Source organism: Phaeobacter sp. A36a-5a (assembly GCF_037911135.1).
Lineage (GTDB): Bacteria > Pseudomonadota > Alphaproteobacteria > Rhodobacterales > Rhodobacteraceae > Phaeobacter > Phaeobacter bryozoorum.
Genome location: NZ_JBBLYU010000001.1, coordinates 1,624,816 through 1,640,459 on the forward strand (window position 1 = coordinate 1,624,816; position 15,644 = coordinate 1,640,459).

Annotated in this window: 9 protein-coding genes; 2 read left to right on the top strand and 7 right to left on the bottom strand. The window is 63.4% G+C overall.

The annotated features are described in order from the left end of the window. Nucleotides 1–590 precede the first annotated feature (590 nt). The 7 genes from uvrA to WLQ66_RS07595 form a co-directional block, all read right to left on the bottom strand. Nucleotides 591–3,467 (bottom strand): excinuclease ABC subunit UvrA, encoded by a 2,877-nt coding sequence (gene uvrA, locus WLQ66_RS07565; RefSeq protein WP_340545735.1) that lies wholly within the window; start codon nucleotides 3,465–3,467, stop codon nucleotides 591–593. A gap of 110 nt (nucleotides 3,468–3,577) precedes the next feature. Further along, a complete protein-coding gene (locus tag WLQ66_RS07570; protein ID WP_340545736.1) occupies nucleotides 3,578–4,828 on the bottom strand; it encodes an MFS transporter in 1,251 nt (416 codons plus the stop codon). Between the two features lie 129 nt (nucleotides 4,829–4,957). Beyond that, nucleotides 4,958–6,352 (bottom strand): dihydrolipoyl dehydrogenase, encoded by a 1,395-nt coding sequence (lpdA, locus tag WLQ66_RS07575; protein ID WP_340545737.1) that lies wholly within the window; start codon nucleotides 6,350–6,352, stop codon nucleotides 4,958–4,960. Nucleotides 6,353–6,543: 191 nt separating this feature from the next. Further along, complete coding sequence (locus WLQ66_RS07580; protein WP_340545738.1) at nucleotides 6,544–7,122, bottom strand: DUF924 family protein; 579 nt, start codon at nucleotides 7,120–7,122, stop codon at nucleotides 6,544–6,546. A 137-nt stretch (nucleotides 7,123–7,259) separates the two neighbouring features. Continuing rightward, nucleotides 7,260–8,534, bottom strand: a complete 1,275-nt coding sequence (locus WLQ66_RS07585) for an MFS transporter (RefSeq protein ID WP_340545739.1) — start codon at nucleotides 8,532–8,534, stop codon at nucleotides 7,260–7,262. 249 nt (nucleotides 8,535–8,783) lie between these two features. Further along, complete coding sequence (gene queA, locus WLQ66_RS07590) at nucleotides 8,784–9,854, bottom strand: tRNA preQ1(34) S-adenosylmethionine ribosyltransferase-isomerase QueA (protein WP_340545740.1); 1,071 nt, start codon at nucleotides 9,852–9,854, stop codon at nucleotides 8,784–8,786. Nucleotides 9,855–9,979: 125 nt separating this feature from the next. Then, on the bottom strand, nucleotides 9,980–13,636 hold the full coding sequence (locus WLQ66_RS07595) for a YhdP family protein (protein ID WP_374015250.1): 3,657 nt from the start codon (nucleotides 13,634–13,636) through the stop codon (nucleotides 9,980–9,982). 100 nt (nucleotides 13,637–13,736) lie between these two features. On the opposite strand from WLQ66_RS07595, the gene WLQ66_RS07600 reads away from it, so the two are divergent. After that, nucleotides 13,737–14,198 (top strand): peroxiredoxin, encoded by a 462-nt coding sequence (locus tag WLQ66_RS07600; protein WP_340545742.1) that lies wholly within the window; start codon nucleotides 13,737–13,739, stop codon nucleotides 14,196–14,198. Between the two features lie 156 nt (nucleotides 14,199–14,354). Next, nucleotides 14,355–15,233: a ferritin-like domain-containing protein gene (locus WLQ66_RS07605; RefSeq protein WP_340545743.1), complete on the top strand. Its 879-nt coding sequence runs from the start codon at nucleotides 14,355–14,357 to the stop codon at nucleotides 15,231–15,233. The last annotated feature ends 411 nt before the right edge of the window (nucleotides 15,234–15,644 follow it).

The window sequence follows — 15,644 nt, forward strand, 5'->3', positions numbered from 1 at the left end:
TATTATTTTTACGTAAGGCGACGCGTTAACTTTTTCCTAGACGCATGAATATTCATATGTCAACCTACGAATAGATCAGCCAAATATCTGATCCCCCCTGACGATGCGGCTAAAAATGGCCACTCTCTCTGGAAGCAATCCGGGCCCTATTTCGTTAATTGGCAGTAGGCCGATGGCGTATAGACATTAATACGGCAATTATCAGGAAAGGACCGACCTATATATAAGCGACACTTTGCGAATACGTAAGAAACGACACTGAACCCCCACCGGTATCGTCTATTTCGTCGCATTTACACAGGTTCGCTTGGCTTCTGAGAAGAAGACTTCCACGCCAATTGGATTAAACGATTTTGGTTTGCGGCATCTGCTGCCTGCGCCCCTCGTCCGCAGGCTCTCCCCCACCCCCCCGAAGGGTGCCGCGCCGTCCCAATCCAGCTCTGTGGAAAGCGCCGCTGACAGAATGTCGGCGGCGCTTCGTCTTTTTAGGCTTCGTCGTTTCAGGATACCGTTTCGCAGGACACTGGCAGGATCGACTCAGCGCGACAGGGACTATGTCCCGCCACAGACTGACCGCCGCGCCTGGCGGATCACTCCGCCGCCAGGCTGCGCGCCTTCAGGATATCCTTCAGGTAGTGGCCGGTATGGCTGCCTTCGGTGGCGGCAACCTCCTCGGGTGTGCCTGCGGCCACGATCTGACCGCCGCCGTCACCACCTTCAGGACCGATATCAATGATCCAGTCGGCGGTTTTGATCACATCTAGGTTATGCTCGATCACCACGACGGAATTGCCCTGATCGACCAGCTCATGCAGCACTTCCAGCAGCTTGCGTACATCCTCGAAATGCAGACCAGTTGTCGGCTCGTCCAGAATATAGAGCGTCCGCCCGGTTGAGCGTTTGGCAAGTTCCTTTGACAGCTTGACCCGCTGCGCCTCGCCGCCGGACAGGGTGGTCGCCTGCTGGCCCACCTTGATATAGCCAAGGCCCACCCGCATCAGCGCATCCATCTTGTCACGGATGGACGGCACCGCCTGGAAGAACTGCTGCGCATCCTCCACCGTCATATCCAGCACATCGGCAATCGACTTGCCCTTGAACTGGATCTCCAGCGTCTCACGGTTATAGCGTGCGCCCTTGCAGGTTTCGCATTCGACATAGACATCCGGCAGGAAGTGCATCTCGATCTTGATCACCCCGTCACCCTGACAGGCCTCGCAGCGACCGCCCTTCACGTTGAAGGAAAACCGACCCGGTTTGTAGCCGCGCGTCTTTGACTCCGGCAGCCCTGCAAACCATTCGCGGATCGGGGTAAAAGCACCGGTGTAGGTCGCCGGATTTGACCGTGGCGTCCGGCCAATCGGGCGCTGGTCGATGTCGATCACCTTGTCCAGATGCTCCAGCCCCTTGATCGTCTCGCAGGGCGCCGGTGTCTGACGCGCGCCGTTCAATCGCATGGAGGCGGTCTTGAACAGCGTCTCAATCGTCAGCGTGGATTTGCCGCCGCCAGAGACGCCGGACACACAGAGGAATTTGCCCAGCGGAAACTCCGCCGTCACCTCTTTCAGGTTGTTGCCGGTGGCCTTCACCACTTTCACCGATTTGCCATTGCCCTTGCGCCGCTCGGCGGGGACCGCGATCTCACGCTTGCCGGACAGATATTGCCCGGTGATCGAGGCTTCATCGGCCGCGATCATCTCCGGCGTGCCATGGCTGACCACCTGGCCGCCATGCACCCCGGCACCCGGACCGATGTCAAAAACATAATCCGCCTCGCGGATCGCATCCTCGTCATGTTCGACAACAATCACCGTATTGCCCTGATCGCGCAGGTTTTTCAGCGTCTCCAGCAGCCGGTCATTGTCGCGCTGATGCAGCCCGATAGAAGGTTCATCCAGCACATAGAGAACGCCCGTCAGACCAGAGCCGATCTGCGACGCCAGACGGATCCGCTGGCTTTCGCCACCGGAGAGCGTGCCGGCATTGCGGCTGAGCGTCAGATATTCCAGACCAACATTGTTGAGGAAACCCAGACGTTCGCGGATCTCCTTCACGATGGCGCGGGCGATTTCCTGTTTCTGCGTCGACAGGTGGTTGGGCACATCCTCGATCCAGGCCAGCGCCTCGCGGATCGACATCTGCACCACCTGCCCCACATGCAGCCCGGCGATCTTGACCGCCAGCGCCTCTTCGCGCAGCCGGTAGCCTTCGCAGGTGCCACAGGGGCGGTTATTCTGATAGCGTTCGAACTCCTCACGGATCCAGCTGGAGTCGGTCTCGCGGTAGCGGCGTTCCATATTGGGGATCACCCCCTCAAAAACCCGCGTCACCTCATAGACACGACCGCCCTCATCGTAGCGGAACTTGATTTCCTCATCGCCAGAACCGTGCAGAAACACCTGCTGCACCTTATTGGGCAGGTCCTTCCACTTGGTGTTCTTGTCGAACTGGTAATGTTTGGCGATGGCTTCGATGGTCTGTAGGAAATAGGGCGATTTGCCCTTGCGCCAGGGCGCCAGCGCGCCGTCATAGATCTTCAGGTTCTGATCCGGCACCACCAGCCGCTCGTCAAAGAACAGCTCAACCCCCAGACCGTCACATTCCGGGCAGGCCCCAAACGGCGCGTTAAAGGAAAACAGCCGTGGTTCGATCTCGGGAATGGTAAAACCGCTGACCGGGCAGGCAAAATTCTCGGAAAAAGTAATCCGCTCCGGCGTCGGCGCTTCTTCGCCCTCGGCCGCACGCGGGGCGGTTTCCAGAATGGCGATGCCATCAGCCAGATCCAGCGCGGTGCGCAGGCTGTCGGCCAGCCGGGTTTCCAACCCCTCACGAACCACCAGACGATCAACCACCACATCAATGTCATGGCGGAACTTCTTGTCCAATGTCGGCGGTTCATCCAGCTCGTAGAATTCGCCATCCACCTTCACGCGCTGGAAGCCCTGCTTGCGCAGCTCGAGGAACTCCTTGCGGTACTCCCCCTTGCGGTCCCGCACAATGGGCGCCAGCAGGAAACCACGGGTACCCTCCTCCAGCGTCATGATGCGATCGACCATATCCTGCACCTGCTGCGCCTCGATCGGCATTCCGGTGGCCGGCGAATAGGGCGTGCCCGCGCGGGCAAACAGCAGACGCAGATAATCGTAGATCTCGGTCACGGTCCCCACAGTCGAACGCGGGTTCTTCGAGGTGGTCTTCTGCTCGATGGAGATCGCAGGCGACAGGCCGCTGATGTGATCCACATCCGGCTTTTCCATCATGTCGAGGAACTGGCGCGCATAGGCCGACAGGCTCTCGACATAGCGGCGCTGGCCTTCGGCATAGATGGTATCAAACGCGAGGCTGGACTTGCCCGAGCCGGACAGGCCGGTGATCACCACCAGCTGATCGCGCGGGATATCCACGTCGATGTTTTTCAGGTTGTGCTCGCGCGCGCCGCGCACTTCGATCGATTTCAACTCAGCCATACTGCCCCCAGATTCAACGCCAGCCGCCCTTGCGACCGGTGTCCGACCCTACAGATAGGGACTGCGCGCCGAGTCTCCAATAGAAAAAAGAGAACAGAGGGCGAACGCCTTCAGATAGCTGCCCTTTGCGCCCGCCGCCGGGCCAGCATCACATGCACGGCCAAGCCGCCAAGAAACAGCAGCAGCGCCATCCCCATCATCCCGTGGTATCCGCCAAGCGCAACAGCCGCCACCAACAGCGGCGTGCCAATGGCATTGCCCATATTGCCGGCCTGGCTCATCGCGCCATTGGACTGCGCCTGCTCTGCCGCCTCAGCATTCAGCTGCGGCACGGAGGCAAAGCTGGCCCCCTGCACCAGACCAAAGGCCACCGCCAGCGCCATGCAGGCCAGCGGCAGCCCCGGCATCAGCAGCAGCCAGACCGCGCCACCAGCGGCCAGCAGGAACCCCGCCTGCACCACCCGCACCGCCGCCACCCGGCGCAGCAACCAGACCCCGAGTGTCATCGAGGTGGCAATGCTGACCAGCGGCATGGCGCTGACCACGCCGACCCGTACGTCCGCATCCAGATGCGGCGGCAGGACCGTAAGCAGCGCCACGAAACAGGTGGTATAGAACAGCCAGCCCGCCGCCGGGGCCACTTTGGCCGGAGAGCGGTAGATCTCAAGATGCAGGCCCGGCAGCTCCGCCAGCTTGGGCAGCGGCAGACGCGGCGGCACCTGCACCGATTTCAGCACCCGCCCCAGCAACAGCGCCAGAACCGCCATCACCAGCGCATGGGCGCCAAACAGCGACAACAGGCCGAAACCGGCAACCAGCGGCAGGCCGAACCAGACCAGCAGTGCAAAGGACACGCCAAAGAAGGTGCTCCAGATCGACAGCGCCGTGCCACGGTGGCGCGGGCTACAGATCTGCGGGATCAGTGTTGGGGCTGCCACCACGATCCCCAGATGCGACAGACCTTCGATCAGCCGTGTTGCCAGAAACAGACCATAAGGCAGATGCAGCGCCTGAAGCGCCGACATCGCCGCCCCGATCCACAGCGCCCAGACAAGGCTGCGGCGATAGCCGAAGGAGGCGACAAACCCGCCCGCAACCACGCCCAGCAGAATGCCCAGCACCCCGACCATGGTCACCGTCAGGCTCAGCGATGACCCCGCAGCCGGATACAGCAGCCCCAGCTGATCAAAAATGATCGCGATCTTGCCGTATTGCGCCGCTGCCCCCAGGCCGGCGACCCAGATGATCATCACCACGCCCCAGCGGGTCTGCGGTTCCTGGAGGTGGGGGGTGTTCATGGGGCTGCCCTCATTGCAATTGCGCCTGGCGCTTGGAATCCGCCAAAACCGGTCGAAGCGCATGGCATAGCGCGCCCCACTGCAAAGCACCAGCCGAGCGATACATCAAACACGACCCCCCGGACGCAGAAACGCCCGAAGCATGGCCTCGGGCGTTTCTGTCATCTCAATCAATCAGGCCAAAAGACCAGATTACATATGGATCACCCGATCAAAGGCATCGAGCACGCTCTCATGCATCATCTCGCTCAGCGTCGGATGCGGGAAGACGGTGTTCATCAGGTCTTCTTCGGTGGTCTCCAGCTGGCGACCCACCACATAGCCCTGGATCATCTCGGTCACTTCGGCGCCAACCATATGGGCGCCCAGCAACTCGCCAGTCTTGGCGTCAAAGATGGTCTTCACCATGCCCTCGGCCTCCCCCAGCGCAATCGCCTTGCCGTTGCCGATGAAGGGGAAGCGGCCGACCTTGATGTCATAGCCCAGCTCCTTAGCTTTCGCTTCGGTATAGCCAACTGAGGCGACCTGCGGCTGGCAATAGGTGCAGCCCGCAATGCTTTCCGGCTTCACCGGATGCGCGTGCTTGCCCGCGATCAGCTCGGCCACCATGACGCCCTCATGCGACGCCTTATGCGCCAGCCAGGGCGCCCCTGCGATATCGCCGATGGCATAAAGCCCATCGACACCGGTGCGGCAGTATTCATCGGTCACGACATGGGTCCGGTCGACCTTGACGCCCAGACCTTCCAGCCCCAGCCCCTCGACATTGCCGACGATGCCCACGGCGGAAATCACGGTGTCAAACTCCTGTTTCTCCACCTTGCCGCCGACCTCAATATGGGCGGTGACTTTGCCCTTGCCGCGGTCCAGCTGCTTGACCATGGCTTTCTCCATGATCTTCATGCCCTGTTTGACAAAGGCCTTCTTGGCAAAGGCGGAGATTTCCGCGTCCTCGACCGGCAGCACCCTGTCCATCACCTCAACAACCGTGGTGTCAGCGCCCAGCGTGTTGTAGAAGCTGGCAAATTCAATGCCGATGGCGCCGGAGCCGATGACCAGCAGCTTCTTCGGCATCCGCACCGGTTGCAGCGCGTGTTTGTAGGTCCAGACCAGATCGCCGTCCGCTTCCAGCCCCGGCAGCTCGCGCGCACGGGCGCCAGTCGCCAGCACGATATTCTTCGCCGCCAGTTCCTGCGTGCCCTTTTCGGTTTTCACCGACACTTTGCCCTTGGCCGGGATCGTCGCCTCGCCCATGACCACGGCAATCTTGTTCTTCTTCATCAGATGGCCAATGCCGCTGGACAGCTGCTTGGCCACCCCGCGCGAACGTTTCACCACAGCGTCCAGATCATAGCCGATGTTGTCTGCCTTCAGGCCGAAATCCTTGGCCCGCTCCATCAGGTGGAACACTTCCGACGAGCGCAGCAGCGCCTTGGTCGGGATGCAGCCCCAGTTCAGGCAGATGCCACCCATATGTTCACGTTCGACAATGCAGGTCTTCAACCCCAGCTGGGCGGCACGGATGGCGGCAACATAGCCCCCCGGCCCTGCGCCGATTACGATCACGTCATAGGTTTCTGCGGCCATGGTGGTTCCTCGCCATACTGGATCAAAAACTAGTTCACCGTTAAACTATTTCTCGCGGCACTGCAATCACACTATGCAACCGCATAGGAGCCATGCAAGAAACAGCAACGCCGCACCCCGTTCCTTGGGGCGCGGCGCAAAAACAGTGTCAGGGCAGGATGCGTTTCAGGCAAGCCTGAAAGGCAGCCGCCTCAGCCTGCGGCCTGAAGACTGCGCATGGTGCTGCCATAGCCACCGGCCATGACGTAATCCATTTCCGGCGCGGTGCTGCTGCGCGCCAGCGCCTCGTTGCGATAGGGGAAACGGCCGAACTGGCGGATCACCTCGCGGTGGGCGCGCGCATGCAGCAGATTGGACGCGCCGTTCTTGGGCATCCGCTCCAGCATCAGCCGCACGCAGCGTTCCTGATCGCACAGGTTCTCCGAATGCATCAGCGGCAGGTAGAAAAACTGCCGCTGCGGTTCGTCGATCTTCATGTCCCAGGACTTGCTGATCGCACATTTCGCCGCCGCCAGTGCCAATGTATCCGACGAGAAAGCCTGCGCCTGCCCCCGGAACATGTTGCGCGGAAACTGATCGGTCAGGATGATATAGGCCAGAACCCCCTGCGGGCTGCTGCGCCAATGGTCGCATTTGCCGGCACAGGCCGCCTCCCATGTTGGCTGAAACCGGCGCCGGATCTCCTCATCCAGCGCGTCATCCTGCATGTACCACCCCTTCTCTCCCGTGCTTACAAGCCAGAAGTCCAGGATCTCCTCGGGACCTGTCATAGGTCTGCCTCCACATAGATACCGTTCTGAAATTCAGACTTTTTTGCAGAGATTTTACAAGGGCAAGCCCGTCACGATTTGCGTCATACACGACAGTTTCGTGAAAAACTTGCCACAGTTCCCGTGAGTTAGCGCAATCAGCTCGCTTCGGCGGCGGCTTCTTGCTCCTCGATGTCCGCCTCGATGGCATATTCCTGGGCGAACTCAACCGCAACAGGAGAGGCCGTCGGCGACATCGCAGACATGATCCCGGTCTCTTCGGTGGGAATCGCCGGGCGCTGGGTTGTGCGATAGGCAGCATAGACCGCCAGCATCAGCAGCAGCAGCGCGGTAAACAGGAAGAACCCCGGCGCACCAAAGACCTCATCCCCCATCAGCCAGCCGGTGATCAGCGGCCCGGCGACAGCACCCAGCCCGTTGATGAACACCAGCCCACCCGAGGCCGCCGCCATGTCGTCATAGTCGAGATAATCGTTGGTATGGGCAATCAGCAGCGAATAAAGCGGGTTGGTCATGCCCCCGATCAGGAAGGCCGCAATCAGCAGGAAACGGAAATCAGCCCCCAGGATCATCGCCCCGATCGCAGCACCGCCGGCAACCGCCGCGCCAAACAGGATCAGGATCCGCCGGTCCATCCGGTCCGACATCCACCCCAGCGGGTATTGCATCAGCACAGCCCCCACATAGAAGGTCGCAACGAAGATCGAAATCTGCGTCAGGCTCAGCCCGGCCGCAGCGCCATAGACAGCGCTCATGCCAAATTGCGCCGAGAACACGCCCCCCAGCAGGAACATGCCCACACAGCCCAGCGGCGAGGCATCCATCAGCTGGCGCAGGGTCATCGGCTTGGTCCGGTCAAAGGCCGGGGTTGGCGAGATCGACAGCAGAATGGGGGCAAAGGAGACCGAAACCACCACCGAGGCGATGACAAAGGTCTCATAGCCCGAGGGATCGCCGACCAGCAACAGCGCCTGCGCGCTGACGATGCCGATCATCTGCACGATCATATAGAGCGACAGCGCCTTGCCCCGGTTGGCATTGTCAGAGGCATTGTTGAGCCAGCTTTCGGCGGTGACATACACGCCGGAGAAACAGAAACCGATCAGCACCCGGCCCAGCATCCAGGCCACCGGGTTGGTGATTGCCGGATAAAGGATCATCACCGCCGAGATGAACGAGGCCAGCGCCGCAAAGACCCGCACATGGCCGACCCGCCGGATCATCTCCGGCGCCAGACGCGATCCGCCCAGAAAGCCGACAAAATAAGCCGACATGACAAAGGACATCTCGAGGGTAGAAAACCCCTCGATCTCGCCCCGAACGCCCAGCAGGGTCCCCTGAAGACCGTTGCCGACCATCAGCATACCCATACCCAAAAGCAGCGCCCATGCGCTCGACAGCACCTGCCACATTGCCCGTCTCTCCTACTTCGCTTGTCCGTACCAGAGCGCGCCGAACGGGCTCTGGGCCCGCTCCGGGGTCCTGGTGAATTGGTCACGGGCATCGCAATCGCCCGGCGCCGTTATGAACAGGGTCTTATGGCAGCTTCATGACCAAGAGACCCCAAAAACCGGGTGTGCCCATTGCAAACCCGGTGACAATTGGATCCGGCAGGACCATAGCCCAGACCAGTTAAAAATGCTTCTCGCTGAAATTATCCCTCAGGTCTGCGACATCTCCGCCACCGGCGGTATCAAAAGCGACGCATCGCCATAGGAAAAGAAGCGGTAGTTTTCTGCCAGCGCATGGTCATAAATCGCCCGGATCCGGTCCTGCCCCATCAGCGCCGAGACCAGCATCAACAGCGTCGATTTCGGCAGGTGGAAATTGGTCATCAGCGCATCCGCCACATGGAAGGTGAAACCGGGATAGATGAAGATGTCGGTATCGCCTTCCCAGGGCTCGATTGCACCGCTCTGCCCGGCGCTTTCGATCAGCCGCAGCGCCGTGGTGCCAACCGGGATCACCCGGCCACCTGCGGCCTTGGTTGCGGCAATCTCGGCGGCGGCCTCGGCGCTGACGCGGCCCCATTCGGCATGCATCCGGTGGGTGGTCACATCCTCGACCTTGACCGGCAGGAAGGTGCCTGCACCCACATGCAGGGTCACATAGCTGACCTCGACCCCCATGGCCTTCAGCTCTGCCAGCAGCGCCTCGTCGAAATGCAACGAGGCTGTCGGCGCCGCCACCGCGCCGGAATTGCGCGCCCAGACGGTCTGGTAATCGGTCTTGTCCTGCTCATCCGCTGGCCGCTTGGCCGCGATATAAGGCGGCAGCGGCATCGCCCCCGCCTCGGCCAGAGCCGCATCGAAATCGGTGCCACTCAGATTGAACGTCAGGTAGCCCTGCCCGTCCTCGACCCGCTCCAATGTCGCGCTCAGAGCCTCGGAGAACACGATCTCCTCGCCCGGTTTGACCTTCTTCAGCGGCTTCAGCAGCGCCGCCCAGCTGCCATCGGCGCCGGGATCCAGCAGCGTGACCTCCACCTTGGCGGCCATCGGCCCCTGTGCGGTGTCGCGGTGGCGCAGCCCGCTCAGCCGCGCGGGAATCACCTTGGTGTCATTCAGCACCAGCCGGTCACCGGGGCGCAGCCACTGGCCCAGATTGGCAACACGCGCGTCGCTGATGCTATCGCCCTCGGCCACCAGCAGCCGCGCGGAACTGCGCGGCACTGCCGGACGGGTGGCAATGCGGTCATCGGGGAGATCGAAGTCAAAATCACTGAGTTTCATAGGCTGCGATATAGGCTGTTGCGCGGCCCTTGGCCAATAGGTTTTGCACCTTTGTCCGCGATCGGCACACCGCCCATGAATCGCCTTGGAATGGCCCATGGATGGCCCGATGGCAGCGGGTCGCCCTAGCGGTCTTCGCCCGGCGAAACCGAATAGCTCGGCCTGTCGCGTTCGGCGCGCGGCACGGCGGGGGCTGGCGGCTCCTCCCCCGGCAGCCGCGGCGCCGGTCCGCGAAACAGCTCGCGGAACATCCCCGGCGCCAGCCCCGACAGCGGGTTCACCTGCACCTGAGGATCATCCGCCGTGCCCTTCAGCGTAAAGGCAAAGCCGATCAGCCCCTCACCCTTGCGGGTAAAGACGCGGCCGATGGCGTTGAGCAGATAAATCGGCGAGACCACCCCGCGCATGTTCAGCACGCTGCGCTCCAGATCGTAATTGCCGTCCATCGACAGGCCGATCGACGGCCCCACCGCGCTGCTTTCATGGACAATCAGATGGGTCGCCCCCAGCCTGAACCTCGCCTCCACCGTGGTGAACAGAATGCCCTGCCCGGCCAGCGCGTCGATCAGCCCGACAACGCTGACCGCATTCAGCAGCGCCGCCATTGCGGGGGCGTCCTTGATCCGGGTGTTCTTGACCTCGATCTGGCCGTCATATTCGCCGGGGGCGCCGGGGGCCGGCACCAGCGACATGTCGAATGTCCCGCCAGAGCCATGGCGCAGCACCCCCGCCGCGCGGAACACCCCACCGGCATCCTGAGACTGGATCCGGGTGGCAAAGCCGCCATCCTTGGGCACGACCATGCCGCTGACCCCGGTCTGCCCGTTCAGCGCCGCGGTGAAGTTGCCGTTGAGACCCCCAGTGGTGGAAAACCGCCCGGCAAAACCGGTGAGCGCGATACTGTCGGTGACCTGCATCCGGTCCAGTTGCAGGCTGATCGGCCCGGTGCCGCCAGAGGCACCACCGCTGCTGCCACTGCCGCCGGAACCATCGGGCATCTGCCGCAGATCCAGCACCCCGTTCAGCACATTGATGGCCGGCGACCGCGCGCCGCGCCCCACCAGATCGACAGCGCCCCGGAACCAGCCCTGCAGGTCGACGCGGTCAAACCGCGCCCGGCGCAGACCACCGCCCGGCTCCAGCGTGATGGCACCGGCCGCCCGCAGCCCCGCCGCCTCCAGCGACAGCGCCTGCACATCCGGCGTCTCCCCAAGGGTCGCGCTGAGTTTCAGCTGGCCGGTGCCTGCCTCGCTCAGCCGCCAACTCAGCGCCGGAATCCGCAGCCCCAGCCCCGCAAGATCGCTTTCCAGGGTCAGCCGCGGCGCCTGCCCCTTGTCGATCACCACCTCATAACGGCCTTCGCCGCGTCCGAATACCGATCCCGCAGGCAGGCCGATATCAAACGTATCAATCGTGTTCTGCGACAGTTCGATGGTGCCGCTGACCCGCACCGGCGCGGCCCCGCCCGCAGCCGCAACCGCCCGCTCCGCCGCCGGTCCCACCGCCTGCCGCCAGATCAGGCTGCCCGGCACCCCGGAAAGCGCGCCGCCGCCCTCGATCTGCACATGGTCCTGATTGCCGCTCAGGCTCAGGGCCTTCGCCGCCACGCGCTGACCCGGCACCAGCACATCGCTGCTGACATCACGGAGGCGCCCCCGGTAGTGATAGGTGATCTCCTCGGGCGTGACGCCCTTGCGCAGGGGCACCGCCAGCGTGCCGCTGATCGCAACCTGCCCCGTCGCCAGATCCACCGGCAACCCGGCCTTGTCCATCACCGACAGCGGCGGACGGTTGAGCAGCGACAGCGCCGCCGTCACCGGGCCTGTGGCCTCGATCCGGGCAATCCCCGGCGCGCCGTCCTTCACCGAAGTGTCAGGAATGATGAACGACGTACCCGCCGCATCCACGCGCCCGCCCTGATCCGCTGTCACCCAGCCCTTTGTCGCCATCACCACCAGACGGTTGCCATAAAGGCTGAACTGCCCGGCCGCATCGCGCAGCGGCGGCAGCGTTTTCTGAAACCGGACCGCCGCCTCCTCGAATGCCAGATCCAGATAGACAAACGGCTTTGCCGTGCCCTGGCCACGCAGCGCGAAATTCACATCGCGCGCATAGCCTGCCAGCAGGTTCTCGCGCACCCATTCGCGCGGCTTTGGCGGGGCTGCGGCAGGCCAGACCTCTTTCAGCCGCTCGGCGGTCATCCGGTTGGCGCGTCCGTTCAGCGCGTAATCCCAGCCGGTCTGCCCCGCCGAAATCTCGCCATCCAGCAGGATCCGCGTCTCACCGTCACGCACCAGCATCTCGCCCAGACGCAGCCGAAACGGCGCCATCTCCAGCTTGAAATCCGCCGTCACCCCGGCCAGATCCAGCGGCGCCTCATAGAGTTTCGCCGGATTGAGGCTCAGGTCCTGAAACCGCAGCTGCCCCACCAGATCGGTGAGCTGGCCGTTCTCCACCCCGATCAGCCGCGCCCGCCCCTCCATCGAGCCGGAGCCCCAGCCGCTGTTCACCGACAGCTCGTTGAACTGAAGCTCCTGCCGCGCGGGCAGATAGGTGAAATAGCTCTGCGCGCCGGTGATCGGCACCGGGCGGGTGGCGGCGGTGGGCTGGATCACCCCCTCGCCAATCTGCAAGCTGGCAGAGACCGGCAACAAGGCACCCTCGCTGCTGATGGCACCGCGCAGAGAGCCCGAAATCGGCGCGTCCAGAACATCCAGCCAGCCGAGCGCGGCGCTCTGGGCGGCGATATCCTTGCTCGCCACCGAATTGACCAGGACACCGAAATCCGCCGCCTTGTCGCCAATGGCTGACCTGTAATTCGCCTCGACCGTGCCGACATAATCGCGCCCGCTCAGCAGCGAGAACCCGGCGGCCAGCTCAATCTCCTGTCCGCTGCGGCCCATGCGGATGCTGCCGCCATCCAGCGTCCAGACCCGACCCAGCCGCGCGTCCTCATAGCGTAGGGTCAGCGCCTCGGTCTCCACCGCAACCAGCGCCGACAGCACCGGCAGTTCCAGCTGCCGGTCCCATTGTTCGATCAGCGCAGGCAGGGTGGCGGCCTGCCGCAGCGGCGCCTCCCCCTCGGCCAAACTCAGCGCCAGACCGCCACTGTTGTCGCGCCGCAGCGTGCCGTATAGACCGCTCAGCATGATCGTCTTGGGTCGGATCTGCCCGCGCAGCAGCGGCCGCATCGCCAGCGAGGCCTGCGCGTCCGCCAGCCGCGCCACCCGCGCGCCGGTCTCATCGCGCAGGGTCACATCGCGCAGGCTGACACGGGGCCGCCAGCCCCGGTTCACCACCAGATGAATAGCACCGAATTCAATGCTCAGACCGCCGAGGTGCTGCTCGATCCGCCGCTCTACCCGGTCGCGCAGCCAGTCCGGCGCATCTATGCGCGTGCCCAGCCCGAGAAAGACAACCCCGCTTGCCAGCAGCGCTAGCAGCACGGCGGTGATGGTCGCACTGCGCAGCATCCGCCGCAGCAGTCGACGTTGGGGCCGCGCGCGCACCGTCGCCGCGGGCGGCAGATCAACCCCTGCCGCCGCAGGAATGCCCAGATCCCCGGCCGAAATCCCGTCCGACGCACGAGGCCCCGGCACCGGCACCGCCTGTTCCACCGGTTCTGCCGGTGGCGCCTCATCGGGGCCCAGATAGACAACCCCCTCCGGCGGCGGCACCGCGCGCGCAACAGCCACATCCTCATCCGCCGCAACCCCATCGGGTGCAGCCTCCTGCGTGGCCTGCGCCGACACAGAGGAAGATGGCTCCCGCTCGGGATCCACCGCTATGGGTGAGACCGGTTTAATCCTTGCTTTCCCTTTGCCCGTGATGGCCTAACTATGGCACGCAAACCCTGCGAAACCGTTTTGGAGACCTTAACTTATGCTCGCCCCCTCAGACCCAGCGCCCTCCTTTAACCTGCCCCGCGACGGCGGTGGCACCGTGACGTTGGAGGAGCTGCGCGGCAAGGCCGTTGTCCTGTTTTTCTACCCCCGCGATGATACCCCGGGCTGCACCAAGGAATCCATCGGATTTTCCGAGCACCTGCAGGCCTTTGCCGATGCCGGAACCGTGGTCTATGGCATCTCCAAGGATCCGGTTGCCAAACACGACAAATTTGTCGCCAAACACGGGCTGACCACGCCGCTTCTGTCCGACGCCGACGGCACCACCTGCGAGGATTATGGCGTCTGGAAAGAAAAGAACATGTACGGCAAGAAACACTGGGGGATCGAACGCTCGACCTTCCTCATCGATGCCGAGGGCAATATCGCCCGGATCTGGCGCAAGGTGAAGGTTGACGGCCATGTCGCCGAGGTGCTGGAGGCGGCGCAGGCGCTCTGAACGCGGCCCCATCCCGCCAGCCATTCCGCCCACCGTGCCGGCCGCCCCGCTGATCCAGATCGGCCTGACGCGGGGCCGCCTATCGGGTTGCGCGCCACAGCCGCCGGTGGCAGGGAGGGACAAGAGCAGCCCACCGCCAGTAACGGACCCGCCCAGATGACCAGCGACGCCCCGCAGACCACAGCCGAGACCACCGCCCCGCTCACCCTTGCGCAGATGGCGCAGCAGGTGCTGACCACCGCCGACGGGCGCGAGAAAACCGCGCTGTCGCGTCGCCACGCCGCGCACTGGTTTGCCTCGCGCGCCGGTGATGCGGATAAGATCGAGATCGGCACCGCCAACCCGCCGCTGCACCCGGCCCGCCCCGAGCGCCCGGAGCTGCTGAACCCCCGCGATGTGCCGCGCCGCCGCCCCGGGTCAGAGGCCGGCCGCAAGGCGCTGCTACATGCGGTAGCCCATATCGAACTGAATGCGGTGGATCTGCACTGGGACATCATCGCCCGCTTTTCTCATGTGCCGATGCCGCTTGGCTTCTTTGACGACTGGGTCAAGGCGGCAGATGAAGAATCCAAACATTTCAATCTGATGTGTGATTGTCTTGAGGCACTGGGCAGCCATTACGGAGATCTTCCGGCCCATGCCGGCATGTGGCGCGCCGCCGAGGACACCGCCGAGGATCTGATGGGTCGGCTCGCCGTCGTGCCGATGGTGCTTGAGGCGCGCGGCCTGGATGTGACCCCCGGCATGATCGAGATTTTCCGCAAGGCCAAGCTCACCCAGGCGGTTGATGCGCTGGAGGTGATCTACGCCGAAGAGGTCAGTCATGTGGCCTATGGATCGAAATGGTTCCATTTCCTCTGCGGGCGCGACAATCTGGACCCGAAAGACGTCTTTCACGATCTCGTCGGTCGATATTTTCATGGCCATCTGAAACCGCCCTTCAACGAGGAAAAACGTGCCGAGGCCGGCATTCCGCCCGATTTCTACTGGCCGCTCACCGAAGATATCCCGATGAAGCCCCCGGCCCTGCGCTAGGCCACCCACAGCCGCAACAGGCGCGGGGCGCGGCGCCATCGGCTCCGCGAAGTGGCCAATAACGCGCACTCCCAGCGGCCTGCGCAGGACGCCGCAGACGGTCCAGAAACCTGACCTGAACACCCCTCCGATCCGGTAAGCCTGCCCCGTGTCGGCAGGCCAACCGCCGCAGCCCCATTACCGGCCTCACACCCCGGATCGGGCGGCTATCGGCGATTTTTCGCTCATTCACCCGCTGATCTTCGCCCTGCCGCGCGGTTTCCGCGCCCTCCCGCCGAACACCGGGCCAACAGGCTTGCCCAAATTCCTCCGGCTGGCTATTCCCTTTCGCCATGGCGCGTATCTGCGCGTCCAGGCACTGCGACAGGGGCGCTCCGAGGGGGACCGGAACCGACCGTCACACCGGCAGGA